Origin of the sequence: Micromonospora palomenae (genome assembly GCF_007829925.1) — a bacterium.
GTDB lineage: Bacteria > Actinomycetota > Actinomycetes > Mycobacteriales > Micromonosporaceae > Micromonospora > Micromonospora purpureochromogenes.
The window spans coordinates 47,508-73,401 of the sequence record NZ_VIXA01000002.1 but is presented as its reverse complement, the minus strand read 5'-3'; the positions used below and the strand labels follow the sequence as shown (position 1 = coordinate 73,401).

Sequence of the window (25,894 nt, the reverse complement as noted above, 5' to 3'; positions counted from 1 at the left end):
AGGCTAAAACCGCGCTACGACACTCTGCCGCCACGCCTGGCGGCTCGGGCAGAACCTACCGGTAACATCCGTGCTGACCGGGCCCTAGCTGAGTCATCGGGAACGCATTGGACGTCAGGCAGGTCTCCTACTTCCTCGCGGTAGCCGAGCACGGTGGCTTCAGTCGGGCGGCCTCGGCGCTCGACGTCGCCCAGCCGACGCTGTCGCAGTCGGTGCGCGCGCTCGAGCGCGAACTCGGCACCGAGCTGTTCCACCGGGTCCCACACGGGTTGGTGCTCTCCTACGCGGGCAGGGCCTTCGTCGGCCCGGCCCGCCAGATGCTGCGCGGCATCACCGCCGCCCGCGAGGCGGTGGGGTCGCACGCCCGAGCCACGCCCGCCCTCGACCTGGTCGCCGTGCCCGTGCTGGCGGCCTACCCGGGAGCGTCCCTGGTCGGCTCCTTCCGGCGCGAAAATCCGCACATCGTCGTCCACATCGACGAGCCGGAGACCGACGACGGCCTGCACATCCTCGTCCGGGACGGGCACAGCGAGCTCGGCCTGACCCACCTGCCCCTGCCGCACCTCGGGCTGCACGTCGTCGAACTCGGCGTACAGGAGCTGTGGCTGGCGTTCCCGCCCGGCACCGACGTCGGCCCGGGTGATGCCGTTCCGCTGGCCCGGCTGCACGGCGCCGACGTCCTCGGGGTGCCGCGCGGGAACTGGCAGCGGGACGACGTCGAGCGGGCGCTGCGCGATCAGGGCGTCCGCACCCGGCTCGTGGTCGAGGTGGCGCACCCGGAGGCGCTCGCGCCGCTCGTCCTCGGCGGTGCCGGCGCCGCCTTCCTGGTGCGGGAGACCGCGCACTCGGCCGCCTCGCTCGGCGCCGTCGTGCGCCCGGTCGATCCGCCGCTGCGGCAGGCGTACGGGCTGGTGCACCGGCCCGGTCCTCTGTCGCCGGCTGCCCGCGCGTTCGTTGCACACGCCCGCGCCAGGTGCCGGGCGGGGCGATGACGGTCGACCTGCGCCAGCTGGAGTACTTCCTCGCCGTCGTCGACCACGGCGGCGTCACCCGCGCGGCCGCGGCCATCCGCATCGCCCAGCCGTCCCTGTCCCAGGCGATCCGGGGGCTGGAACGCGAACTCGGCATCGAGCTGTTCCACCGCACCGGGCGCGGCCTGGTCCTCACCGTCGGCGGCGAGGCGCTGGTCGCCCCGGCCCGGCAGGTCCTTCAGGACGCCACCGCCGCCCGGGCCGCCGTCGCCGACGTGGTGAACCTGCGCACCGGACGGCTCGACATCGCCGCGCACGCCGCACTGACCGTCGACCCGCTCACCCCGGCGATCGCCACCCTGCGGCGACGCTTCCCCGGCATCGCGGTGCGCGTGCTGGAGCCCCGCGACGACGAGGACCTGGCCCGGCTCGTCCGCGACGGAAGCTGCGAGCTGGCCCTGACGTACCTGCCCATCCCCGACCTCCGGCTGCCCGTGCGGGAACTGGGCGCACAGCAGGTGTGGGCGGTGCTGCCGCCCGGCACGCCCGCGCCCGACGGGCCGTTGCCGCTGCGGGCGCTCCAGGACACCCCGGTGATCGACATTCAGGGGCACAGCGCGCTGCGCGCGACGGTCCTGGCCGCGCTCGGCACGGCCGGTGTGCGGATGCGTCGCGCGGCGGTGACCCGGCACCGCGAGGCCGTTGTACCCATGGTCCTGGCCCAGGCCGGCGCCGCGTTCCTGACCCGGTGGTACGCCGACGAGGCGGCCCGCGGCGGGGCCGTCGTGCGGGCGCTGGACCCACCGGTGGTCTGCCGGTTCGCGCTGGTCCATCGGTCCGGGCGGCTGTCGCCGGCCGCCCAGGCCCTGCTGGAGCTGCTGCCCGGGCCGGAGTAGGCCGGCCCCACACAGTGGAGCGCGCCGGCCATAGTTGCCGCCTATGGGGCGGGTGACGGCTCGTCTTTGCTTTCGCCGGCCCGCCGGTCTTCGATCAGTGGACCCCACCCGCGTCCGGTCCGTGACGCCGCCCGTCCCCTTCGACAGCGAGGAACCATGGCCCAACTGTCGCTGGCTACCGTCCTGGCCGAGTCCGCCCGCCGCCGACCCGCGCATCCCGCGATCGTCTGCGGCGACGAACGCGTCACGTACGCGGAGCTGTGGGCGCAGACCCGGGGCTACGCGGCGGCGCTGGCCGAGCGGGGGGTACGCCCCGGTGACCATGTCGCGCTCATGGCCGCGAACGTCCCGGACTTCCCGCGCGCCTACTACGCGATCCTCTCGCTCGGCGCGGTCGTGGTGCCGATCCACCTGCTGTTGACCGCCGAGGAGGTGGCGTTCGTCCTGCGTGACAGCCACGCCCGCGCCCTGGTGCACGGCGGCGGTGATCCGGCGACGGCCGCGAAGGCGGCGGAGCTGGCCGGCGTGCCGGCGGTCCCACTGGACCCGGCCGATCCGGACTCGCTGGTCGCGGCGGCCGCCCGGCTGGCGCCGCAGCCCGGGCTGGTGCCGACCGCGCCGGACTACCCCGCCGTGGTGCTCTACACCAGCGGCACCACGGGTCGACCGAAGGGCGCGGTGCTGACCCATTTCAACCTGACGATGAACGCCACCGTCAACGCCTTCGACGACCTCGGGGTACGCCGCGACGACGTGCTGCTCGGCTGCCTGCCGCTGTTCCACAGCTTCGGGCAGACCGCCGCGATGAACACCGCGTTCCGCGCCGCCGCCACGCTCGTGCTCCAGCCGCGCTTCGACCCGGCCCAGGCGTTGGAGCTGATGGTCGCGCACGGCGTGACGGCGTTCCTCGGCGTGCCCACCATGTACATCGCGCTGCTCGACGCGGCCCGCAGGGGCGCACCGCGCCCGTCGCTGCGGCTGTGCGTCTCCGGCGGCGCGTCGCTGCCGCCCAGCGTGCTGGACGAGGTCGCGGCGACGTTCACGACGACCGTCTACGAAGGCTACGGGCTCTCCGAGACCTCACCGGTGGCCACCACCAACCAGCCGACCTTCGGCACGCGGCCGGGCAGCGTCGGCTGCCCCATCTGGGGTGTCGACGTCGAGGTGGCCCGCGCCGACCGGGAGGACCGCGTCGAACTGCTCCCGCCGGGCGAGATCGGCGAGATCGTCATCCGTGGGCACAACGTCTTCGCCGGTTACCTTGGCCAGCCACGGGCGACCGCGGAGGTCCTCCGGAACGGCTGGTTCCGCACGGGCGACCTCGGTATGCGGGACGAGGCCGGGTTCGTCACGATCGTCGACCGGAAGACGGACCTCATCATCCGGGGCGGATTCAACGTCTATCCCCGCGAGGTCGAGGAGGCGCTGCTGCGCCACCCGGCGATCGGGCAGGTGGCGGTGGTCGGCGTACCCCATCCGACGCACGGCGAAGAGGTGTGCGCGGTGGTCATCCCGGCGGCGGAGGTGACCGCCGACGAAATCATCGAATGGGCGCGCGAGCACGTGGGCCGCCACAAGTACCCGCGGCGGGTGGAGTTCGTCGACGAGTTCCCGTTGGGCCCGAGCATGAAGGTCCTCAAGCGGGAGCTACGGTGGCGCTTCGCGCAGGACCGGACGCCCTGACCCGAGACCCGCACGTGACCGTCGTCGAACAGTGATGCGAGGAGTTGCAGTGGTCCGATCCCCCCTCGACCCCGCGGTCGCCCGCGCCGCGTGGCGCCGCGCCGAACCGATCCACGCCATGATCTATTTCGCCCCCGAGGCGCGGGAGCGGTACGACGCGCTGGGCCTGGACGGCCTGACGGGCTACTTCGCGTCCCGGTCGGCCGCGTTCGGCGCGGTACCGGCCGAGCCGGTCATCGCGACGTTCTTCAACTTCAAGCCCGCACTGGTACGCGCGGCGCTGCCCGCCGCGTGGGAGCGGGCAGACCCGCCGGCCGTGCTCCGCGCCCGCCTGGACGCCGCGGACGCGGCCCTGAGCCGGGCCTTCTCGGCTCTGGAGGACGCAGCCGATGCCGTCGCCGAGGCGGCCGGGCTGGCCCGCCGGGCCGCCGAGTCGGCGTGCGAGCAGCTGCCCGGGCGCTCGCTGTTCGCCGCCCACGCGGCGCTGCCGTGGCCGGACGAGCCGCACCTCGTGCTCTGGCACGCGCAGACGCTGCTGCGCGAGTTCCGCGGCGACGGGCACGTGAACGCCCTCGTCGTCGCCGGCATCACCGGCCTCGACGCGCTCGTGCTGCACGCCGCCACCGGTGACGTACCGGTGCGGTTCCTGCGTCGCAGTCGCGGCTGGACCGGCGACGAGTGGGCCGCGGCAGTGGACGACCTGCGGTCCCGCGGCCTGCTGGCCGACGGTGACGCCGACGACCTGGCGCTCACCGACGCCGGCCGGGAGTTGCGTCAGTCGGTCGAGGACCGGACCGACGCTCTCGCCGAACCCGCCTACCGGGTGCTCGGCGAGGACGGGTGTGTGCGGCTCGCGGAAGCGGCGCGGCCGCTCAGCCGCGCCGTCGTCGACGCCGGGCTGCTGGATCTGAAGGCCACGCCCAGCGGGTGATGACCGCGGCCGCCGGTGCGGTGGAGCGAGTACTCATGACGGCAGGTTCAACTCCACGCAGCAGGCACCGGGGCGGGGGGCCAGGCGGGCCTCGACATCGGCGGCGCCGAGCCCGTCGAGCAGGCCGGTGAGGAAGGCGTGGTTCAGCCCGCACACCAGTGCGGTGTGCCGGGTGGCCAGGGCGTGGAACGGGCAGTTGTGCAGCAGCACCCGCCGCTGCGCGTCGGGCCGCGGCTCGAATCCGAGGCCGCCCAGGGCCGACAGGACGTCGCACCCGTCCTCGGCCAGTCCGGCGCCCAGGCTGCGGCCGCGCTGCCCGGCGAGCCGACGCGCGGCGTCGTCGGCGTGGGCCGGGTCGTCGACGACCGCGTCGGCGAGGATCTCGGCGATCAGTTCGTAGCGGCGTTCCGGGACCGTGACGGCGAGACCGTCCCCCGCCGGCTCGTACACCTTGGGGCTGCGGCCCCGCCCTCTCGGCTGGTCGGATGGGGCCTGATAGCGGGCCCGCAGCAGGCCGGCGTCGACGAGCTTGTCGAGGTGGAAGGCGGCCAGTCCGCGGGAGATCCCGGCGGCGTCGGCGGCCTCCTCCCGGGTGACGGGGTGGTCCTGGTGGCGCACGTGGTCGTACAGCGCCCGCCGGGACGGATCGGCGAGCGCGGCGACGGCTGTCCATCGGTCCGGCATCCCACCGAGATTATCACCAGCGCCGGCTATTGAAATTCTTCCGCCCGGGGTACAGCATGAATAACGACAACGTTGGTTGGCGAAAACGGGTGGGTGGTCGACATGGAACCACCCACCGCCCGTCGATGGGAGTAGAGGTGGCCCTCAGTCCGCTACAGGTCGACCGGCGGCCAGCCACAAAGGACCTGGTCGCCGCCGAACAGGCCGCGGCCGCGTTCCTGACGGCACTCGGCGTGAACCTCGACGCCAACGGGCTGGCCGAAACGCCGGGCCGGATGGCCCGCGCCTACGCCGAACTGCTCACTCCGCGCGAGTTCCGGCTCACCACCTTCGACAACGACGAGGGCTACGACGAGCTCGTCGTCGCCCGGGCCATCCCGATCCGCTCGGTGTGCGAGCACCACCTGCTGCCGTTCATCGGCGTCGCCCACGTCGGGTACCTGCCCGGCGAGCGGATCCTCGGGCTGTCCAAACTCGCCCGAGTGGCGGAACTCTTCGCCCACGGCCCGCAGGTCCAGGAACGGCTGACCAAGCAGATCGCCGACTGGCTCACCGCCCATCTGCGCCCGAGAGGCGTCGGGGTGGTCGTCGAGGCGCAGCACCTGTGCATGACCCTGCGTGGAGTGCGGGCGGTCGGCGCCACCACCATCACCTCCACGCTGCTCGGCGCGCTACGCGACGACTCGCGCTCCCGCGCCGAGTTCTTCACCCTCACCGGAGTCGGCGCTCACGCCTGACACGTCCCGCTAGGAGAATCCGTGACCCAGCAGCGTCCGTTCGTGATCGTCGGGGCCGGGCTGGCCGGAGCCAGAGCCGCGCAGATGCTCCGCGAGGAGGGATTCGACGGCAGGATCGTCCTGCTCGGCGAAGAGACCGAGCGCCCGTACGAACGGCCGGCACTGTCCAAGGGCCTGCTGCTGCGCACCACCGAGCGCGACAGCGTCCACGTGCACGACGCCGGCTGGTACGCCAACCACGACGTCGACCTGCGTACCGACACCCGCGTCACCGCCCTCGACCGCCGGTCCCGGCAGGTCACGGCGGCCGACGGGCAGCGCTTCCACTACGACAGGCTGCTGCTGGCCACCGGGTCACGGGCCCGGGCCCTGCCGATTCCCGGCGCGCACCTCGACGGTGTGCTGCGGCTGCGTACCCTCGCCGACAGCGACCGCATCTCCGACGCCCTCGTCGACGGGGCGAACGTCGTCATCGTCGGCGCCGGCTGGATCGGCCTGGAAGTCGCCGCCGCCGCGCGCACCCGCGGCGCCACCGTCACCGTCGTCGAGACCGCCGACCTGCCCCTGCAGCGCGTCCTCGGCGACCAACTCGCCACCGTCTTCGCCGACCTGCACCGCGCCCACGGGGTCACCTTCCACTTCGGCGCCCAGGTCCACGAGTTCCAGGGGGCCAACCGGGTCACCGCGGTACTGCTCGCCGACGGCACCGTCCTGCCCGCCGACCTCGTGGTCGTCGGCGTCGGCGTCCAGCCCAACACCGAACTCGCCGAAGAGGCCGGCCTCGCCGTCGACAACGGCGTCCTCGTCGACGACACCCTGCGTACCAGCGACCCGGACATCTGGGCCGCCGGCGACCTGGCCAACGCCCACCACCCGCTGCTGGGCACCCGGGTACGGGTCGAGCACTGGGCAAACGCCCTGCACTCCGGGCCCGCCGCCGCCCGGGGGATGCTCGGTCAGGCCGTCAGCTACGACCGGCTGCCCTACTTCTACACCGACCAGTACGAACTGGGCATGGAGTACACCGGCCACGCCCCGCCCGGCTCCTACGACCGGGTCGTCGTCCGCGGCGAGCTCACCAGCGGCGAGTTCATCGCGTTCTGGACCGCGCAGGGGCGGGTGCTGGCGGGCATGAACGTCAACGTCTGGGAGGTGACCGGCCCGATCCGGCAGCTGATCCGCTCCCGGCAGCACGTCGACCTCGACCGCCTGGCCGATCCCACCGTCGCCCTCGACAGCCTGATCCGTCAGGGGTGAGCGGACCCCGGCGAACTGGTCGGGACGGGTCGCGGGAGGGAGCCACGCCGTAGGTGTATCAGCGGCCCGAAGGGGTACCCGCGCCCGACACATTTCACCAGACAGGGTGGTCGCGGTGCCCGTGCCGATGGAGGACCCATGACCGGGTTGCGTACCGACCTGTACGAGCTGCGGATGGCGGCCAGCTACCTGCGCCGGGACATGGTGGAGCGCGCCACCTTCAGCCTGTTCGTCCGCCGCCTACCGCCGCAGCGTGGCTTCCTGGTGGCCGCCGGGCTGGCCGAGGCGCTGGCGTTCCTGGAAGGCTTCGCGTTCGACGATGGCGAACTCGGCTACCTGCGCGACACCGTCGGGCTCGACGAAGCGACGCTGGCAGCGCTCGCGGGGCTGCGGTTCACCGGTGACGTCTGGGCCGTACCCGAGGGCCGCGTGGTGTTCGCCGACGAACCGCTGCTGGAGGTCACCGCGCCGATCGCCGAGGCGCAGCTGGTGGAGACCGGCGTGCTCAACCTGATCACCTTCCACACCACGGTGGCCAGCAAGGCTGCCCGATGCCGCCTCGCCGCCGGCGACGCGCAGTTGGTCGACTTCGCGTTCCGCCGCACGCACGGCATCGAGGCCGGCGCGGCCGTGGCGCGGGCGTCCGCGATCGCCGGCTTCGCCGCGACCAGCGACGTCGAGGCCGCTCGACGCTACGGACTGCTGCCGTCCGGGACCATGGCCCACTCGTACGTCGAGGCGTTCCCCGACGAGCGCGCCGCGTTCCGCGCGTTCGCGACCGACTTCCCCACGAACCCGGTGTTCCTCGTCGACACCTACGACACGCCCGCCGGAGTGCGCGCCGCCGTCGAGGTCATCGCAGAGCTGGGCCTGACCGGCCCGGTGGGCGTGCGGCTCGACTCGGGAGATCTCGCCGCGCTGGCCGGGCAGACCCGCGCGATCCTCGACGACGCCGGGCTGGCCCAGGCCCAGATCGTGGCCAGCGGCAGCCTCGACGAGGACGCCATCGCGGCGCTCGTCGCCGCGGGCGCACCGATCGACGCGTACGGCGTCGGCACCCGCATGGGCGTCTCCTTCGACGCGCCGTCCCTGGACAGCGCCTACAAGCTGGTGGCCGTCGGGGACCGGCCGGTGCTCAAGCTGTCGCCCGGCAAGGCCACCCTGCCCGGTCCCAAGCAGGTCTTCCGCGATCCCACCGGTGCCAACGGCGACGTGGTGGGGCTGCGCGACGAACCCCCACCCGGCGACCGCGAGCCGCTGCTCGTGCCGGTCATGCGCGGCGGCCGTCGCCTGGCCGCCGCCGACCCGGCCGGTGAGGTACGCGCCGCGCGCGGCCGGTTCGACGCCGACCTCGCCTGGCTGCCCGAGCCGGCGCGCCGGCTGGCGGACCCGGCGCCGCTCACCGCCGCCGTCAGCCCGGCCCTCGCCGCGCTGCACGAGCGGGTGGCCGCGCAGGTGGCACGGGGCGGGACCTACTGACAGCCGGGCCGCTCACGCTGTGCCGCTCTGCGCCGGTGGCTGCTCCGGGCTGGCGCGTCGGCGCCAGCCCGGGGGCAGCGTCCGGGGTTACCGCAGGGCCAGCACGGCCAGGTAGCCGAGGTGGTCCGAGGCCCACCGGCCGTCGGGGGTCTGCCGCTCGTTGCCGAAGATGAGGCTCGAGACGGGTACGACCTCCCCCCGGAACAGGACCATGTCGATCCGGTGTTCCACGGCGTCGGCGGGCTGGTTCAGGTCGTCGCCCAGACCCGCGGTGTAGCCGGGCTCATCCGGGTGGAGGATCTCCCACGTGTCCCGCATCCCGCCGGCCACCAGCGCGGCGTAGGCGAGCCGGTTCTCGGCGACGGGCAGGTCGGGGCCCGTGTTGAGATCACCGGCGAGGATGACGTCACCCGGCGCGGTGGCCAGCGGCCCGGCCAGCAGTTCGCGCGCCTGCAGCACCCGGACACCGGGGTGGAAGGCCTCCAGGTGGGTGTTCACGAACCGGAACGGACGTTGCCCGTGCACCACGTCCACCGCGGTCCAACCGCGGGTGCTGGTCACGGTCCCGCCCGTTGCCGCGAGGGTGAAGGTGAGGTTGTTGGCGAAGGTGCCGGACGAGGAGTCGGTCACCTTCACCCGACCGCCGTGGCGGACCAGGATCACGTCGCGCATCGTGAGCCGTACGTCGAGGAAGTGCGGCGCGCCCGCCGGCGCCTCCAGATCCGCCTCGGCCTGTACGACGGCGACGTCGTACGCGTGGCCGGAACGGCTCAACTCGCCCATGAGCAGCGCCAGGTAGTCGTACCGGATCTCGGTGGCGGGTGCGGGGTCAGCGAACGTGCCGGTGCGCCACAGGGCGACCTCCTGCAGCCCGACCAGATCCGGCTTGTTCTCGGTGATCTCCCGAGCGAGCAGCTTCGCCCGGGCCGGAAAGTCGACCAGGCCGACGTGGCTGAACAGCGCGGCGTTCGCGGCCAGGAACGCCCCGGGTGTCGGCGCGCCGATGGACGGCGTCAGATCGCCACCCAGATAGAGGTTCCGGGTCATCACGGTGACTTTGGACTGTCCCTGGGCATGAACGGGCGCGCCGAAAATGCCGAGGCTGACCAGTGCGATGGCGGCGGCAACGGTGACTCTCGCCGCTCGCCAGCGGGAGGTGGTGGGTGTCGGGAGCATCCTCTTCGATCCTCTCTCCCGGCGACTACGCCGGCGTCGGACGTGAGATCGATCCGGTGGTGCGGATGGGGACGCGTAAGGCGGCGTCGCGACCTGTCGGCGGGGCGCGGCCCGAGGCGGTGCGTGCACCGTATCGCCGCGCGCCGGGCGGGGACAGCGGTGGATATCGGCGGTTCGGTCCCACCCGCCAACCGTTACGGGTACCCGACGACGACGCCGGCCTCCGCGTCGAGCAGGGCGCTGTGGATGTGGGGCGGCGGCACCTTCACGAATCAGCCCCCACGGAACCAGCCGAACCGGTCGACGGCTACGGCGTGTCCTGCGCCGTCGCGCGCGGTTGTACCGGGTGGACGCGGAACCCCTTCACGATGAGAGGCGACCCGGTGGCGACGCACGCGACGGCTGTGGGCTGGCGGGCCCGTTGGGCCACCCGAGAGAACGAGCGGCGGCGCACGGCGTACGAGGCTGCGGTCGAGGCGTGGCGGCGACGCGACATCGAACTACGGGAGTTCTGCGCGCGGGCCGAGGAACCCGAACAGCGGGCGGAGACGCCGGTGGGGCTGCCGGTGGCCCTCGACCACGACGAGGTCGTGGCCACTGTGCAGGCCGGGGCCGAACTTCTCGAGGTGACGGCTCGGCACACCGCCGGCCTGCCCGCGCCGGAGCTGGCCGTCGTTCCCGTGGGGGACCCGGTCCGGTCACCCGGGCGGACGAAGAGCATCGCGGTGGTCGACGCCGGCCTGGCGGTGGTCACCGACCGGCGGCTGATCCTCATCGGACGCCACGGGGTCCGGGAGTGGCCGTACCCGCAGCTCACCGGGGTGGCACACCATCCGGAGGAGCCGTTCACCCTGCTGCACGAGCACGGCCCGGGCCGGATCCGGGGAGTACGGGTGCCGCCGGCGGCCGCGTCCGCCTTCCGGCTGCGACTCACCGTCGCGTACGCCGACGCCGTCGGGGAGCGGGACGCGCTCCTGGACCGGCTTGACGAGGCGGTGGTGGCGCACTGGCGTACCCAACCGGCGGCACCGACACCGGCCACCCCCGCCGAGGCCCCGGCCGTCGCCCGCCTCGCCCGTCCGGCCCTGGTCGCGGCCGTCGCGGTGCTGGTGGCCCTGGCGGGGGTCGTGGGCACGGTCCGCTGGTCCACGGGGGACCGGCCGGTGGTCGGGATGAACATCGACGGCCGCCCCGGCGCGGCCTCGACCGACCCCGATGAACCCTCGCCGTCCACCGCCGTCGAGGGGCCGCTCAGCTCCACCGAGCCCAGCGCGGCTCCGCGGCCGGACGCCACCACCGCGCCCGACACCGGTACGGCACCGGGGCCCAGTGTCGGGCCGGGCACCTCGCCCGGACCGGGCCCGAACGGTGGCGCCGCGCCGACCAGCCCCTCGGGGCAGCCGTCGGCCAGCAGCACCGGCGGCCGCCCGAGCCCGTCCACCGGCTCGCCGAGCCCGACTCCGGTGGACCTCTGCGGCGCACCGGAGAACCCGTACGGCTACAACTACTGCGGCGGCTCCTACATCTACGAGCCGGCCGCGGACGTCTGCGACTGGTTCGACTGCGTGGACACCTTCTGGGACGGCAGGGGCTACCTGGTGCAGTGCGAGGACGGCCTGATCAGCATGACCGGCGTACCGGGCGGGCCGTGCGCCGACCACGGCGGCACCCGACGCCCGGGCTATGTCTGACCGCGGCGGTGGTGCTGGTCGACGCCCGGCTCACGGCGGCGGCTGTCGGAGCCGGCCCGGTCGGGTGTCCGCCTGCACCGGTGGGGATGGTCGACTCGTCAGTCAGGCAGGCAGGTCCCATCTGGCAGGAGGCCGACGATCTCCTCGCCGCCCGCACCGCCCGGCACCTGCTCGAGGTAGCCGACGACGCAGACGTCATCGAGGCGAGCCGCATAGAGCAGCGCGCCCACCTGACCTGGATCGCCCGGACGAGCCAGCCGTGCCGTGCTCGCCGAGGTCTCCGTCCGGCTCAGCCACAGCCGAGCCGCGTCGACATCGTCCTGCGTCGGTGCGTGTGACGCCGGCCGACGGGCACATTCCGGCTGACTGCCGGTCATGCACCAGCCGGCGTGCGACGCGGCGAGGCGAATGGCCTTGGCCCTGTCCCGGACCGCCGTCCGCTGCCCCTCGGTCACCCGTGCGCGGCGCGGGTCCAGGGCCGCGGGTGGCCCGCACTCCTGGGGAGGGCCCGGGTCCAAGCCGAACACGGGGCATCCGTAGCCGACCGACTGCTTCCCACCCGCGGCCGGATCGGGTTCGCCGACGAACCACCGGACACCCGCGGTGGCGGCCACGACGGCGACGACCGCGCCACACAGGACCAGGACCAGCCGGGTACGGCCCAGCCACCGCCGACCCGAACTCTCCTGGCCTGCGGGGAACTCACCATCATCGCGCACGACGTGCATCGTAGAAGTCGATCGATCACCGCGGAGGAACAGGACGCGACGAACCGCCCCGCCACCCGGTGCGTCGACCGTCGTTGGGCTCCGGAGCGATGGCTCACAGAGCGATTGACCATGGTCAAGGGGAACCAGTGATGGATGATCGGGCCGAGTGGGACGACCTGCGCGAGCGCCGGGTGGCGGAACCGGGCGCCGCCGAGGCGTACGAGGCCGCCCGGATCGCGTTCGAGCTGAGCCAGGCGGCGCGGAAGCTGCGGCAGCGCGCCGGCCGCGTGGTCCTCCGCCGGCGCGCGACCCGCCCGTGAAGAGCCTGGTGCCAGGACGACGCTGTCGTCGTGATCGTCAGCGCGCATCCCCACGCCGACGGCGAGGCGTGCGGGGACATCGGAGCGCGGCGGACCGCCACCGTCGAGCTGGTGCGACCGCTGGGGGAGCGGGCGGTCCTGGAGGTCCAGCAGGGCATGCCGGTCGCCCTGACGATCACCGGCTGATCCGACGGGCTACGTGAGGGAGACCTGAACGGCGACGTCGCGCTTCGGGTAGCTCTTGTCCACCTGGTCCGAGCCGTACTTCTCGCGGAACATCTTCACCACGTGATCGACCCGGTCCGGTTCGGTGATCGGGGTCGCGGTCGAGCTCACCGCCGTCCCGTTGACGGCCAGCTGCACGAACGGTGTCTGCTGTACGTTCTTGTACCAGTCGCTGTCCGAGCCGGTGATCGGGACCAGGAAGGCGCTCTCCTCCTCCTGGACGAACCAGACGGGGTGGGTGATCTGCCGCCCGGTCTTGCGGCCGGTCACGGTCAGCTCGATCTCGCTGACGCCCTCAAGCGCTTCCCTGACGGCCTTGGTCACGGTGTCCTCCGGCAACTCCTCGAAGTGCTCCCACCTGCCAGGCTATGGACGTTCGCGCTGGCCTGTTGCGCGATCCGCAAATCACGTCGGCCCGGAGCCGCTGTGACGGGCCCATACTGACGGACGTGGATGGTGTGCTCGACTGGGCGTGGCGACTCGATGTCGGCCAGGTGGTCGGGCTCGCTCTGCTCGAGAACGTGATCCTCTTTCTGGTCGCCGTCGGCGCCGGCAACGCCATGCTGCGGCTGCCGACGGTTGTCCGGCTGCTGCCGGACCCCGGCCGGATCAGCCGGCTGCAGGTGTGGCTCGCCGGTGGGGCGATCCTGATGAACTCCGTGGTCACCATCGCCGGCTGGGCGCTGTGGAAGGCCGGGATCATCCATCTGAACGCGGACCTGGGCCTCCGCGCCTTGGCCGATTTCGTCCTGCTGCTTTTGCTGATGGACCTGCTGATGTACGCCGGCCACGCGGTCGCGCACCGGCCCCGGATCTTTCCGCTCGCCCACGCGCTGCACCACCGCTTCGTCGACGCCCAGCCCGCCACGCTGTACGCGCTGCACCCGCTGGAGATCCTCGGCTTCGGCGGGCTCTGGCTGGCGGCGCTCGCCGCACACGCGTTCTCGTTCTGGGCGATCGTCGCCTACACCACGGTGAACCTCGTCTTCGGGATCTTCGGCCACCTCGGCGTGGAGGTGCTCCCGCCGGCGGCCCGGCGCAGCCCGGTGTTCCGCTGGGTCGCCACCCCGACGCTGCACGCGGGGCACCACGTCGAGCCGGCGGTCAACCTCGGCTTCTACACGTCGATCTGGGACCGGCTCTTCGGCACGCTCGCCCCCGACTACGACCAGCGCCGCCTGTCGCCCGAGCCCGAGCCGTACGCCCTGGTTGCCTGATCCGGTTCCGTCTTCTCCTGCCTTGGTGCGCGGCAAGGCCGGCCGGCGTCCGGACCGGGCCGGCAGGAAAGAGCCGGTGTACGGGTATCGACCAGCTACGGGCTGACACGCCCCGCGTCTTCGCGCGTCCGAAAAGGATTGCCTGCCGTCGGTAGGATGCACACGGGGTAGCGAGGGCTACCCAGCGTAGTGACGGGCGGGCGCCCAGCGGCGCCCGACGCCTCAGATGTCGGTGGTGCCGAACAAACGGGGGAAAACCATGTTCGAGCGGCTGGGCAGATTCGTGGTACGCAGGGCCTGGTGGGTGATTGCCGGCTGGGTGCTCGCGGCAGTCGCCATCGTCGTCACCACGCCGTCGCTGAGCGACATCACCTCCGCCGATCAGGGCAGCTTCCTGCCCCGCTCGTACGAGTCCGTGCAGGCCATCGAACTTGCCAAAAGGACGTTTCCGCAGCAGGCCACGGCGACGGCGACCATCGTGGTCAAGCGCGCCGACGGGCAGCCGCTCACGCCGGCCGACGAGGCGAAGGTGGGCCAGCTCGCCCAGTCGCTCAAGGCGAAGAACATCTCGCACACCTCCGGCTACCTGACCGGCCCGCAGGCGGTGGCGCCGGACAAGTCGGTGCAGGTGGTGAACGTCGGGCTGGATGCGGTCGCCCCGGACGACCCGGCGCTGCTCGACGCCGTACGCGATCTGCGGGCGGCCATCGGTCCGGAACTGGCGGGCAGCGGGCTGACCGCCGGCGTGGCCGGCGACGTAGCGAGCTTCGTCGACAACGAGGACACCTTCAACCAGGCCTTCGCCGTGGTCGGCATCGCGACGATCATCCTGATCATCGGACTGATCCTGATCATCTTCCGCAGCCCCATCGCCGCGCTGCTGCCCGTGGTGGTCATCGGCGTTGTCATGGCCGTCACCAGCGGACTTGTCGCCGCAGCGGGTAAGGCGTTCGACCTCAACGTCAGTCAGGATCTGCAGACGGTGCTGCTGATCGTGCTGTACGGCATCGGCACCGACTACATCCTGTTCCTGCTCTTCCGCTATCGCGAGCGGCTGCGTGCCGGAGACGACAAGCGCAGCGCGATGATGGTCTCCGTCGAGCGGGTCGGCGAGGTCATCACGTCGGCCGCGGGAGCGGTCATCGTCGCGTTCCTCGTGCTGCTCCTCGCTTCCCTGGGCTTCTTCGGCTCCCTCGGCCCGGCGCTCGCGATCGCCGTCGGCGTCATGCTGGTCACCTCGCTCACGCTCATCCCGGCGGTCGTCTCGCTGCTCGGCCGGTACGTCTTCTGGCCGTCCAAGGCGTGGCAGCGGGCCCCCAAGGCCACCATGGCGCGTCGCCTCGGGACCGCCATCGGTCGCCGTCCGGCGCTCGTCGCGGCGGCATCCGGCGCCCTGCTGGTCGCGCTCGCCGCCGGATCCCTGGCCTACAAGGCCGACTACGACTTCAGCTCCGGCTTCCCCCAGGACACCGAGTCGGCGAAAGCCGCCGCAGACCTGCAGCGCGGGTTCGCCGCCGGTGCGCTCGCCCCGACCGAGGTCTACCTGACCACCGACAACGGGTCGCCGCTGACCGAGCAACAGGTCAGCGAATTCGCGGCGGCCGCGGCCGGCGCCCCGGGAGTGGGCCGGGCGCAGCCCCCGGAGCGCAGCAACGACCCGAGTGTCGCCCGGGTCAACCTGTTGCTCGACGAGAACCCGGTCTCCAACGAGGCGATCACGCTCGTCCGCGACGACCTGCGCGACGCCCTGCACGCGGCAGCCCCGCCCGGCACCCGGGCGGTGGTCGGCGGACCCACCGCAATCTTCGCGGACATCAACTCGGCGAACAACCGTGACCTGTCGGTGATCCTGCCGGTGGCGGCCGGCCTGATCGCGCTCATCCTCGCGCTGCTGCTGCGCAGCCTGGTCGCGCCGATCTACCTCGTGATCGCGGTGCTGCTCAACTTCGCCGCCACGCTGGGCGCGACGGTCTACCTCTTCCAAGGGCTGCAGGACAAGCCCGGGATCACCTTCCAGCTGCCGATCATCCTCTATCTCTTCGTGGTGGCGATCGGGACCGACTACAACATCCTGATGATCGCCCGACTGCGGGAGGAGGCGCGGGAGGGCAACGAGCCGCACGAGGCGGCCGCCATCGGGGTCGAACACGCCGGGCCGACGGTCGCGGCGGCGGGGCTGATCCTTGCCGGGACGTTCGGGGTGCTGATGCTCGCGCCGATCTCGTTCCTGCAGCAGATGGGGTTTGCGGTGGCGATCGGCATCGTGCTGTCGGCGTTCGTCATGTCGATGTTCTTCGTCCCGGCGCTGACCGCGCTGATCGGGCACAAGGCGTGGTGGCCGGGGCACGGTGACGAGCGGCCGGCCAGCGGGCGGCACGCGCCGCCGGAGCCGGCGAGCGTGGCGAAGGCGTAGCGCGAGTTGTCACCGCGGAGGCCTCGCCCTTTTTCCGGGACGGGCTGACGCGCATCCTCGACGCGTACCGGCTTCCAGGTGGTCGAGGCGGTCGCCGGCGGGCCGTCCGTGCTGCCGGCGTTCACCCGGCACCGGGGCGGGATCCGTCAGCGGGTGAGCCGCCGGGGCCGGCCGGGCGGGCCGCCCGGCTTCGGCCGGTAGGCGGGTAGCCCGATGGCGATGGCGAGCATGCAGGCCGCACGAGTGTCAAACGCATCCGAGACGTCCTGGTCGCAGAACGTCAGGCCGGTGCCGCCGTGGCCGAGGGTGAAGGCGGCCAGTTGCAGGCGGCCGGCGGCCACCCCCGCCTCGAACTGGGCGACCCGGTAGCCGCGCTCGCCGTACCCGTCGAGCACCTGGTCGAGATCGGCGCAGGCGAAGCCGGTGTACGCCGAGTCGCCGCCGAGCGGCTGGTCGAGGCAGAGCGCCTGGCTCAACGTTCGTACCTCGGGTTCCGGCGCCGGCCGGCGCAGCTGCGGCCGGCCGTCGACCTGCTGGTACAGGCCCGGCTCCGTGCCGTGCACCGCGTGGACCGCGACCTCGTGGGAGAGCAGGGTGGTCCCGGTCGGGATCGCGTCGGCGGGGACCGTGCGGGTCGCCGCGGCCATCGCCCAGTGCAGCAGCTCGGCGGGGGCGACCTGGCGGCGCATGCGCCGGGTGGAGCCGCGGCGCAGGATGACCGACTCGATCGGCTCGCTGCCGGCCGCAACCGGTGCATCCACGGTGTCGGTGGCGCGGGGCAGGCCCGCGACGGCGGACGCTCGCCAGCCGGTCACGTCGTCGCCCGTGGTGAGCTCACCGGCCTGCTGCACCCGGATGACCAGCGGGAAGTCGACCGGCGCGGGGGAGAGCGGCGTCGGTGGGAACTGCGGCGGAGGTAGCTCGACCGGTTCGGCGGCGGCGCTCGCGGTGGGTCGGCCGCAGGTGATCACCGCCACCGGGAACTCCGTCACGCCGTCGACGCCGAGCAGGCGAGACACGGCGGCGTCGACGAAGCCCAGCCGTACCCGCACGGGTAGCCCGTGGCCTTCGGCGACGGCGAGCAGATTCGCCAGCATCGTCCCGGCGTCCCAGTAGACGTGCCGCCAGCCCCGTTCGGCGTACTTCCATGCGGTGCGCCACGGGAGGCCGGTGACGACGAGGGCGAGCGGGCTGGCCGCGACGTCCGGGTCGGCGGTGGCGTCGGCCAGCGCCGGGCGGTGGTCCCCGGCCGCGAGTGCCTCCAGGCCGAACACCTCCGGCGCGAAGTGGTACAGCCCGGCGTCGAGCCCGGCCACCTCGCCGACCACCGCGTACATCTCAAGGGGGTGGAGATTGCCGGCGGAGGGGGCGGCCCGGAACCAGAGGTCGTCTCCGGCGGTTCGGGTGACGCCGGCCGAGTAGAACAGCAGCCGGGCGAGGAGTTCGCCGTCGATGGTCGGGTCGCTCGGCGGTACCCGTCCGGACAGGGTCACCGCGGCCGGCGCCCCGGTCGGCGGCAGGTCGCGGGGGAGGGGATGCACCGGCGCCCCGAGGTGGCGTTTGAAGGGCTGGGGACGGTTGCTCGGGTCCACCGGGACGAACCCCGGGATGCCCGGCGGCCGGCCGTCGCGACACTGGTTCGTCTGGTGGTGGTAGAGCCGGGTCACCTCGCCGGTGCGCATCCGCCGCACATACCCGCCGGCGCCCGGCGTACGCCCGAACGAGCGCGGTGCCGGGCGCCCCACCCGCCGCGCAGCCGTCTCAGTTCGGTGCTGCCGCCGGCGGCAGGTACACCTCCCAGCCGGAGGTGGTGAGGTTCGGCACCGGAATCCGGTGCCAGTCCCTGGCCCAGCCGGGCGGGGCGGAGTTCTTGACCAGCAGGGCGAAGCGTCCGGTCGCCGCGGCCTGCCGCAGCTGCGCGGTGCTCGCGTTGCGGTTGTATCCCCGGTCTTCCAGCGCCTGGCATCCCGCGTAGTAGGCGATCGGGATGGCCTCGTGGCCGGAGATCACGCACGGCGGTCGCACCCCGTGCGATCGCAGGGTCTGGACGAGGCGGGTCCAGTCGCCGCGGCTGCGGACCTGCTCCGCCACGACGTGGTGCAGGATGCCGGCCTGGATGGCGAGGTGACCGGCGAAGCCCAACGCCACCACGGCGGCGACGACCCGCCGCCGCTGACCGACGGCCGTGGAGAACAATGCGGCGAGCCCCGGAATGGCGCCGACCAGAGCCACGGCGTAGGTCGGCAGCAGGAACCGGGGTGCGGAGTATCCGATCAGGAACAGGTAGGGGAAGGCCAAGGCGGCGGCGACCACGAGTGGCAGCCATGCCGTCCGTGCCACGCCCGCCCGATGGGCCGCCCGGACAGCCAGTGGCACCAGCACCGCCAGCGCCAGCCACCACAGCACCGCCGGCCACCGCACGGGGCTGCCGCACGGGCGGCACAGGATCGGCCCGTCCAGGGTGCTGATCACGTGCCCGAGGGAGAACTGCAGCGTCGTGCCGCCCTGCACGTGACCGGCCTGACGGATGCGCTCCAGGAGCCCGCCGTAGCGCAGCTCAGCCTCGACCACCCATGGTGCGCCGCCGAGCACGAGGCCTGCGACCACTGCCGCGGTCAGCCGCCACCGCCGGAACGCGGGCACCGCGACGGTGGCGGCGAGCAGCGGGAACCCGAGCCAGAAGGCGTCGGCCGGACGCATCAGGGCGGCCACCGCGAGGGCGGCGACGACCCCGAGGTACGCCCCGGGCCGGGCCGGCTCGGCCACGGCCAGCAGGAAACACCCGACCGCTGCCACCGCCGCCATCGCCGTGTAGTGGTTGGGCATTGCGGCGTTCGCGTAGAACAGGGCGGTCCAGAGGCTCGCGTACAACCCGGCGGCGATCGCGGTGGTGCCGGGCCGCCGGGACACCCGCGACCACACCCAGAACGCCAGCCCGAGCGACGCCGCCGCGGTGACGGTGAGGAACAGCCGGAGGACGACGGTGGAATCGAGCCAGGACGCCACGGGCCACACCAGCAGAGTCACCCCCCGGGCGCGCGGTGCGCTCATGAACGCCGGAGGCGCATGGTTGCCGTGCTGGCTCACATAGACGACCTCGTCCCAGCCGAGGTCGAGACTGGCCGGCACCGCGAGCAGCGACGCGGCGGCGAAGATCACGCACACCGCGACCAGGGGGCGTGCGCCGGACCGGGATGTCACGGATGCGCACCTCGCTCGACGAGTCACGCCAGGCCGCGCCCAGCGAGGAGGGTGGGGATTGTCCGAGCAGTCCTCACCTTAGTGGGAAACGGGATCTACCGGGTCTTCTCCACGAACCTTGCGTATTTCCGCGAATCGACCATCGATCAGACCTTGATCGGTCCGTAACCCGGTGATCTGCTCGGGGAAGCCGATGCCGAGCGGCGCACGACGCTCTCGGGCGTCACGTGATCAAGGGCCGTAAACAGCCAGTACGTCCTCGACTGGAGACCGGCGACGCGCTGCGGGCCCGGCTCGGGCCGGGGTAACCCGGGTGGATCCGGTCCTGCAGCACCTCGGCGACCTGCCGCAGTTCGGCGCAGCGCGCGACTCCGCCCAGAGCCGCTTCAGCCGGGCGTCGCGCTCGGCGACGGGCGGATGACCACGTGAGGGAAGGACCGATACGACGCCAACACCGCGGAACGCGCGGTGATCGCCGCCGACCACCATGCCCTCAGGTCCGCGCGCGGCCACTCGTCGATGAGCTGGTGACGCCGGTGTGTCGGACCCGCGTGGCGCCGCAGAGGCCCGGTCGATGCGGTGCCGGAGTGCCTGGCGCATGCGACGCAGGTACTACCTTCGTCACCCGCAACTCCTTTCTCCGTACTACGTGGACCTATTGACGTAGTACGGAGCTGCGGCTACGTTCATGCTTCGAATCCATAGAGGACGGGGTAATACTCGATGTTCTTCGCTGAGCTGGGGCTCACCCAGCATGACTCGCTGACTGCCGCGCAGCTTGCCGCCAGTGAGGCCGCCTCGGCCGCCGGTGGCCGAGTCTTCACCTGTGTCGTCTTTCAGCAGGGTGGGCGCCTCATGCTGACGACGGCCTTCTCGAACGCGTTTCTCGTCAAGCATGTGGTGGCTGAGCCGGCCACCAAGGGCGGCAACCCCCGGATGGCGACGAATCGTCCGATGGACCCTGGGCATGTCCGCGCCATCAGCAAGTACCTCGCTGACAACGAGCACAACTACATACTCCCGCCCGTCACCCTCAACGTGCGCTCGGTGCCTGCCATCCACATCCCGCGTGGAAACTTCGCCATGACCGCCGGATTCGTCGTCATCGGGGACGAGACCAAGTTCTCTGTGACCGACGGACAGCATCGCCTCGCCGCGATCACGAAGCGCAGCGAAGCGCTGACGGAAACCGACTCCAAGTTCATGAGTGACAGCGTCTCGGTGGTCATCGTCGTCGAACCGGATCTCGCGCGGATCCATCAGGATTTCGCTGACGCGGCCCAAACGAAGCAAATCCCTGCCAGCCTGTTGGCGGCGTTCAACACCCGGGAGCCGTTGAACCGGGTGCTCACGAAGATCGTGGATGGATCGACCCTGTTCCGGGGACGCATCGACGAGACTTCCAAGAGCCTGTCGCAGCTGTCGCCAGCAATCTTCCTGCTCAACCAGGTCCGGGGGATGGTCAAGGAGCTGCTCTTCCGTGACTACGCTCTGAGCGAGGCGAGTATCCCCGCCCGCACCAACCAGGTCATCGGTTCTGCAGCGAGCCAAGATGCCTTCGTTGAGCGGACGCTGTCGATGATGGCCGTCTTGACCGAACACATGACCCCTTGGAAGGCTATCGCCGCGCTACCGACGTCGGGCGGCCCGGCCAACCAGGTCGTTGACTTCCGTAAGCACTACATCAACATGACGGCCACCGGGTTGGTCATCATCGGTCATGTCGCCTATGAGATTGAGAAGAATCAGGATCCGGAGTGGCGTACTGCGCGCTATATCGACCTGGCTACGAAGATCGACTGGCGCCGTAACGCCGACATTTGGCACGGCACCATCATCACGGGCGACAAGATCAGCACCACGCGGGCACCCGGTCGTCTCGCTGCGAAGAAGGTTATGGCGGCTATCGGTCTGCCGGGCGCCGACCTCGCCGACAGTGCTCTCCCAGGCATGGAGCCTCTGGTGACCAGCGCCGGCGTCTGAGCCGGGTGGTTGAGCTTCGTTGCAGCTCGCGCTGATGACGAGAACTGCGACCAAGGGCCGGCCTCGTAACTGCCAGTCGCGAGGCCGGTCCTTCGCAGCTCAGTTCCATCGCCCCCTAGCCCGCGATGGCTCACCGGCTACTTCTGATCCGCCTCGCCAGCACCGCCAGGTCAACGCCTACCTGTTCGCTCAGACCCCGCACCTCGGCCGGAGGCGATGTGAGTGGGGTGGTGCGAGCGCCCGGTGGCGGTCCGGGGCACTCGGCGGTCATCGAGAGCGGCGTCCTGGTACCGGACAGCTGATAGAGCCGCCAGACGGCCATCCGCGAGTCGACCAGCACCATCGTCCGATCGACGCGCGCGATGAGTACGGTGCACCGCGGGTTACGGGCCACCGCGACGATGCGGCCGGTTGTCCGCCCGAGTTCCGTCGCCACTCGAGCTGCCGCCCGGTACGGGTTACCGAACTCTCCCTCTACCCACCAGGCGCCCTCGTCGAGACGGACGGCTAAACCGGCTTCCGTGAGCGCCGCCCGGGCCTCGGCGTAGGGATCCTGCCTGGTCTCCTGGGCCAGCACGATGGTGTCCCAGAGCTCCCGGGCGCTGATGACGCGGGCGAAGGGCTGGCTGGCGGGGAGGAGTTGCTGCTCGGCCAGTTCGGCGTCGGCCTCCGCGACCCACTCGGACGCGTCCCGCCAGGCATCGGTGGCGAGCACGTCCGCCTCTCGTCCGCCCCGGAGGTGCGCGCCCTGCCGGAGCGTCGCCATGGCGACCGCTAGCAGAGAGTAGAGGTGGTCGAAGGCCTCGGGCGGCAGCTCATCGAGCATGGCGTCGTCGGGGATTAGCGCCCAGACCAGCCACCGGAGGTCGGTACGCCAGTCCTCGTCCTCCTGCCACACCCCGGCCGCGAGTAGCGTCAGGTACAGCGCGGTGACCGTCATCCGCAGATGCACCGGCGGCAGGGTCGACCAGTCGTCCTCCACCGCCGGCTCGGTCACCGAGGCGACCCAGCGGGCCGCGAACCGGCGGTACCGGACGCGCTCGTCTGGACGGATGTCGGGCACGGACCTGGCCGAGGCGGTATCCGGCTCCTCCACCAGGCCGTCGAGCACACCCTCGTCCTCGTCCTCGGTGAGCTCGCCCTCGTCGGTGTCGTCGATGGACCAGCCTGCTGCCGTGGCCTGATTCGTGGCCGACGTGCGCGGGAAGATGAGCCCGGACAGCCCCGGCCCGAGCAGCCGGTCGCAGTCTTCGAGGTAGTCCGCCCACCGGTCACCCGGTGCGACCTCGCTGCTCACTGTCGAGGTCGAGGATGCGGGCACGGACCCGCCGGTCGCTCCGGCCAGTTCCACCAGTCGAGCCAGGTCCGCGGTAAAACGCTGAGCGATCAGCGGATCGGTGAAGAGTTCGTCAGGCTCGTACGACCGGGACAGCCGTGGCTCGTCGGAGGCGTCCCGGCGGGGCCGGCAGCGGGACGCGTCGGTGATGAAGACCGCAGCCGACTCCCGGCGCACACCGTCGATCTCGACGACCGCGCGGACCGCGCCCCCGATGAGCTCCGGGACCACGAAGCGTGCGGTCTGCTGCCCGACGGGCACGGCGCCCACGGCGAGCCAGCTGCCGGGCACCGCCGACGGCGAGGTCTCCACGACCACCCGCTGCGCCGCCGGAGCGGCCAGCTCAACGACGAGCGTGCCGTCGCTCAGCGCGCAGCCGAGGAGCACCGGCGCGGCACCGACGGGATCGGTCGCCGTGGGCGGAGCAGACGCCAGCTGCCGGAACGTCGTATCCGGCTGCGGGTCGCCCTCTGGAAACAGAGAATCGGTGTGCGGCGCGATGACGGCCAGCTCGCAGTTGCCACCCTGCACGGTGCTGAGCAGCAGCGCGGACGTGGTGACGTTCGCGCTGCCGGTCATTCCGGCGGTCGTGCCGTCGGTGGTGTCCCACTCGATTAGCTTGCCGTGCCGGGCCGGTCCCGGACCCAGCAGCCGGAACTCCTGATCAACGGTCGACTCGGTGGCCCGGACCAGTGCGGCGCCGTCGAACATGGCGATCGAGGGCTGCACGGCCACGCGCACCGAGCGTGGTTTGGTCCGGTTGACCAGGGCGCTCACCGCGCGGGCGGGCGGGTCATAGAACGGGGCGGCAAGGCGCAGCTCGTCGATGGGATCGGCAGGCAGCCGTTCCAGCAGCGGTAGACGCAGGTTGCCGTAGGCGCGTACCGGCGACCAGCGATCGTCGACCCTGGCCGGCTGCATCTGGTCCGCCACCTGCCGCAGCGTCGCCGCGATCCAACTCGCCATCCCGACCACACCGGGCAGGTCGTGCAGCCAGTCCGCCACGTCCGCAATGAGCTGGGGCCCGTACTGCCGGGTGCCGCGGGCGGTCACCCACAGCTCGCGGTTGTAGCCCCAGCCTGACAGCGTCGGGTTGCCCGATCCGACCGCCAGCCAGACGTCGTCGTCGCCGAGCAGCACGACCAGCTTCGGGTGGAATGCGCGCGGGCAGACCGCGTGGCCATGCTGGTAGGCCACCCCGGCCCGCCGCACGTCCACCGGGTCGTGCACGGCCTGCCCGGCGTCGCCGAGCACGGTGATTCGCGCGCCGAGCGCCCGCGCCGTCGGGATGGCGAACTTCTCCAGGAACCCGAGGTCGACCGTGTAGCCGGTGATGACCACCTCGCGCAGCCGGGCGCCGTCGGCCCGGTCGCGCCACTGCTCCAGCAGGGTCAGGGGTGAGCGGAAGGACCGGGACACATCGCTCATGCCGGCACCTCCAGCAGTTGCCGCCCCCACGGGGTCACCGGTTCTTCCCGTTCGGGCGTGAGCAGACCGACCTGTACCGCGATCTCGGCGAGCTGGTGGACGCGTAGGCCGATGTTGCCGCTGCCCTCTGAGGAGTCGGCGAAGTACACCCCGTTGCGCTCATGCAGCCGACTGAACAGCGAGATGGTGCCGTCCGGGTTGAACGCCACCTTGCGCAGCGCCACCCGCCGCGACTGCGCGAGCATGTCGTCAACGAGCCGTCGGCCCAACTCGGCGATGGGGCGCTGGGCGAACTCCCGCCGCAGCTGCGCCACCCAGGTGGGGTCGAGGTAGGTGGGCCGCCGCCCCTTGAAGGTGCGCAGGGTGAGGCCGGTCAGCGAGTCGAGTCGGCGGGCTCCCAGCAGCAACAACGCCACGTCAGTGACCACGCCAGCATCGTCACCGAGTAGTGCTTCCTCGGCCGGCATTGGATCGCCCTGTCCGTCGACGACCGGGGGTAGGCCGGCCTCGAAATCGGCAACGTTACCGCCGGGCAGCTGCCCGGCAATCCAATCGTGCAGGTGGCCCCGGGAGGCGTTCTCCGCGTCGCGGACCTCGTTGACCAGCGCTGCCCAGAGGTGCCGCCACGCGCCGACGGAGTGGTGCCGGAGCACCACACCCCGCCATGCGGCCGTGCGTTCCTCGCCAGCGAGCAGCGGGTCCTCGCGGGCCGCCGATCCGTAGGCCACGCCGGCCGCGAATGCGGCCAGCCAGGTGTCCGCATCGGGATTGAGCTGCCAGGACCGGGCCAGAATGCGTAGCGTCGCGCGTCTGGTCCGGTCGTCGCCGGTCCACGCCTCCGGGTCGTGCCGGCCGTCGACGGTCGCGCTGAACACGCTGCCCAGCGGCTCGAGGTCAGGCGTGTCCTCGTCCTGCTGGAGGCTCAGCCGGCCGAGCGCCGCCGACGGGAGGGAGAGGCCTGCGCCACGTTCGGCCGCGGCGATCAGCGGGGCGTACATCTCGGTGATCTGAGGTGGGCAGGGGTGCCGGCCGGGGCGCAGCGCCCCGCCGTCCATCGTCGCCGTACCGAGCGCCCCGCTGGGTCCGTTGTACTGCGACCAGAAGCCCCAAGCGCGCGGCGAGTATGAGCGGGAGCCGGTGGCGTCGGCCACCGAGAATTCGGCACCCGCGTCGGGGCCGAGCCGCGCCAGTGCTTCCACCCCGTGCGCCAGGCCGAGCGAGTGGTCGGACTCGTCGTACGCCTGGGAGATCCGCGCCATGCCGACCTCCGCCCGGCGGATCAGCCGCCGGCAGGCGTCGCGGTCCAAGCCGGCATCCTCGGCGTGGGCGGAGAGGGCCCAGTAGAGGCTGTAGTAGCGGGCGTAGCGGGTCACCGTCGAAACGCCTGGGACGAGCATGTCGACGGCGGCCATCACCGGCGCCTCCACGGCGAGCGGGTACCGGCCGGCGCGGGCAAGCAGACCCGGCTCGCACCAGTCCGGTCCCTCGACGAGCGATCGTGAGGCGGCGGGTCCGGTCGCGTCGATCGGCGCGGTCGTCATGGCGACCATCCTGGC

21 protein-coding genes are annotated in these 25,894 nt (G+C 72.1%); 13 read left to right on the top strand and 8 right to left on the bottom strand.

The window, feature by feature from the left end; translation table 11 throughout:
* Positions 1–107 precede the first annotated feature (107 nt).
* From FHX75_RS11260 to FHX75_RS11245, 4 genes are all read left to right on the top strand, one after another.
* Positions 108–992: a LysR family transcriptional regulator gene (locus FHX75_RS11260; RefSeq protein WP_154939151.1), complete on the top strand. Its 885-nt coding sequence runs from the start codon at positions 108–110 to the stop codon at positions 990–992.
* Positions 989–1,867 (top strand): LysR family transcriptional regulator, encoded by an 879-nt coding sequence (locus tag FHX75_RS11255; protein WP_154939149.1) that lies wholly within the window; start codon positions 989–991, stop codon positions 1,865–1,867. Before FHX75_RS11260 ends, FHX75_RS11255 begins: the two co-directional genes overlap by 4 nt.
* A gap of 156 nt (positions 1,868–2,023) precedes the next feature.
* The gene (locus FHX75_RS11250; RefSeq protein ID WP_154939147.1) at positions 2,024–3,550 is read left to right on the top strand and encodes a long-chain-fatty-acid--CoA ligase; all 1,527 of its coding nucleotides are present in this window, start codon (positions 2,024–2,026) and stop codon (positions 3,548–3,550) included.
* A gap of 49 nt (positions 3,551–3,599) precedes the next feature.
* Positions 3,600–4,481, top strand: coding sequence for an SCO6745 family protein (locus tag FHX75_RS11245; protein WP_246157959.1), 882 nt, complete (start codon positions 3,600–3,602; stop codon positions 4,479–4,481).
* A 33-nt stretch (positions 4,482–4,514) separates the two neighbouring features.
* Here FHX75_RS11245 and FHX75_RS11240 read toward each other — a convergent pair whose 3' ends face one another.
* Entirely contained in the window at positions 4,515–5,165 is a 651-nt protein-coding gene (locus tag FHX75_RS11240) for a helix-turn-helix transcriptional regulator (protein ID WP_154939143.1), read from the bottom strand.
* A gap of 137 nt (positions 5,166–5,302) precedes the next feature.
* Here FHX75_RS11240 and folE point away from each other — a divergent pair, with 137 nt between their 5' ends.
* From folE to FHX75_RS11225, 3 genes are all read left to right on the top strand, one after another.
* Positions 5,303–5,902 (top strand): GTP cyclohydrolase I FolE, encoded by a 600-nt coding sequence (gene folE, locus FHX75_RS11235; protein WP_246157957.1) that lies wholly within the window; start codon positions 5,303–5,305, stop codon positions 5,900–5,902.
* A gap of 21 nt (positions 5,903–5,923) precedes the next feature.
* Positions 5,924–7,159, top strand: coding sequence for an NAD(P)/FAD-dependent oxidoreductase (locus FHX75_RS11230; protein ID WP_154939139.1), 1,236 nt, complete (start codon positions 5,924–5,926; stop codon positions 7,157–7,159).
* 138 nt (positions 7,160–7,297) lie between these two features.
* Positions 7,298–8,638, top strand: coding sequence for a nicotinate phosphoribosyltransferase (locus FHX75_RS11225; RefSeq protein WP_154939137.1), 1,341 nt, complete (start codon positions 7,298–7,300; stop codon positions 8,636–8,638).
* Positions 8,639–8,725: 87 nt separating this feature from the next.
* Here FHX75_RS11225 and FHX75_RS11220 read toward each other — a convergent pair whose 3' ends face one another.
* Positions 8,726–9,685 carry an endonuclease/exonuclease/phosphatase family protein gene (locus tag FHX75_RS11220; protein ID WP_170285357.1) on the bottom strand — a complete coding sequence of 320 codons (960 nt, stop codon included), beginning with the start codon at positions 9,683–9,685 and terminating at the stop codon, positions 8,726–8,728.
* 497 nt (positions 9,686–10,182) lie between these two features.
* On the opposite strand from FHX75_RS11220, the gene FHX75_RS11215 reads away from it, so the two are divergent.
* Positions 10,183–11,505 (top strand): hypothetical protein, encoded by a 1,323-nt coding sequence (locus FHX75_RS11215; protein ID WP_154939133.1) that lies wholly within the window; start codon positions 10,183–10,185, stop codon positions 11,503–11,505.
* Between the two features lie 98 nt (positions 11,506–11,603).
* On the opposite strand, the gene FHX75_RS11210 is transcribed toward FHX75_RS11215, so the two are convergent.
* A complete protein-coding gene (locus FHX75_RS11210; protein WP_154939131.1) occupies positions 11,604–12,233 on the bottom strand; it encodes a hypothetical protein in 630 nt (209 codons plus the stop codon).
* Between the two features lie 131 nt (positions 12,234–12,364).
* Between FHX75_RS11210 and FHX75_RS30720 the strand changes: the two genes are divergently transcribed.
* Both FHX75_RS30720 and FHX75_RS30715 read left to right on the top strand, forming a co-directional pair.
* Complete coding sequence (locus tag FHX75_RS30720) at positions 12,365–12,535, top strand: hypothetical protein (protein WP_170285356.1); 171 nt, start codon at positions 12,365–12,367, stop codon at positions 12,533–12,535.
* Positions 12,536–12,565: 30 nt separating this feature from the next.
* Entirely contained in the window at positions 12,566–12,721 is a 156-nt protein-coding gene (locus tag FHX75_RS30715) for a hypothetical protein (RefSeq protein WP_170285355.1), read from the top strand.
* A 9-nt stretch (positions 12,722–12,730) separates the two neighbouring features.
* Here FHX75_RS30715 and FHX75_RS11205 read toward each other — a convergent pair whose 3' ends face one another.
* Positions 12,731–13,084: a nitroreductase/quinone reductase family protein gene (locus tag FHX75_RS11205; RefSeq protein ID WP_154939129.1), complete on the bottom strand. Its 354-nt coding sequence runs from the start codon at positions 13,082–13,084 to the stop codon at positions 12,731–12,733.
* A gap of 125 nt (positions 13,085–13,209) precedes the next feature.
* Here FHX75_RS11205 and FHX75_RS11200 point away from each other — a divergent pair, with 125 nt between their 5' ends.
* Positions 13,210–13,977: a sterol desaturase family protein gene (locus FHX75_RS11200; RefSeq protein WP_170285354.1), complete on the top strand. Its 768-nt coding sequence runs from the start codon at positions 13,210–13,212 to the stop codon at positions 13,975–13,977.
* Positions 13,978–14,236: 259 nt separating this feature from the next.
* Complete coding sequence (locus FHX75_RS11195) at positions 14,237–16,390, top strand: MMPL family transporter (protein ID WP_154939125.1); 2,154 nt, start codon at positions 14,237–14,239, stop codon at positions 16,388–16,390.
* A 146-nt stretch (positions 16,391–16,536) separates the two neighbouring features.
* On the opposite strand, the gene FHX75_RS11190 is transcribed toward FHX75_RS11195, so the two are convergent.
* Complete coding sequence (locus FHX75_RS11190) at positions 16,537–18,072, bottom strand: SagB family peptide dehydrogenase (RefSeq protein ID WP_154939123.1); 1,536 nt, start codon at positions 18,070–18,072, stop codon at positions 16,537–16,539.
* Between the two features lie 79 nt (positions 18,073–18,151).
* Positions 18,152–19,591: a hypothetical protein gene (locus FHX75_RS11185; RefSeq protein WP_154939121.1), complete on the bottom strand. Its 1,440-nt coding sequence runs from the start codon at positions 19,589–19,591 to the stop codon at positions 18,152–18,154.
* Between the two features lie 723 nt (positions 19,592–20,314).
* On the opposite strand from FHX75_RS11185, the gene FHX75_RS11180 reads away from it, so the two are divergent.
* Positions 20,315–21,574, top strand: a complete 1,260-nt coding sequence (locus FHX75_RS11180; protein WP_154939119.1) for a DNA sulfur modification protein DndB — start codon at positions 20,315–20,317, stop codon at positions 21,572–21,574.
* A gap of 130 nt (positions 21,575–21,704) precedes the next feature.
* Here the strand turns inward: FHX75_RS11180 and FHX75_RS30710 are convergent, their stop codons facing one another.
* Positions 21,705–24,338, bottom strand: a complete 2,634-nt coding sequence (locus FHX75_RS30710; protein ID WP_170285353.1) for a hypothetical protein — start codon at positions 24,336–24,338, stop codon at positions 21,705–21,707.
* Positions 24,335–25,879: a hypothetical protein gene (locus FHX75_RS11170; RefSeq protein ID WP_154939117.1), complete on the bottom strand. Its 1,545-nt coding sequence runs from the start codon at positions 25,877–25,879 to the stop codon at positions 24,335–24,337. The genes FHX75_RS30710 and FHX75_RS11170 overlap by 4 nt, the downstream gene beginning before the upstream one ends.
* Positions 25,880–25,894: the final 15 nt, after the last annotated feature.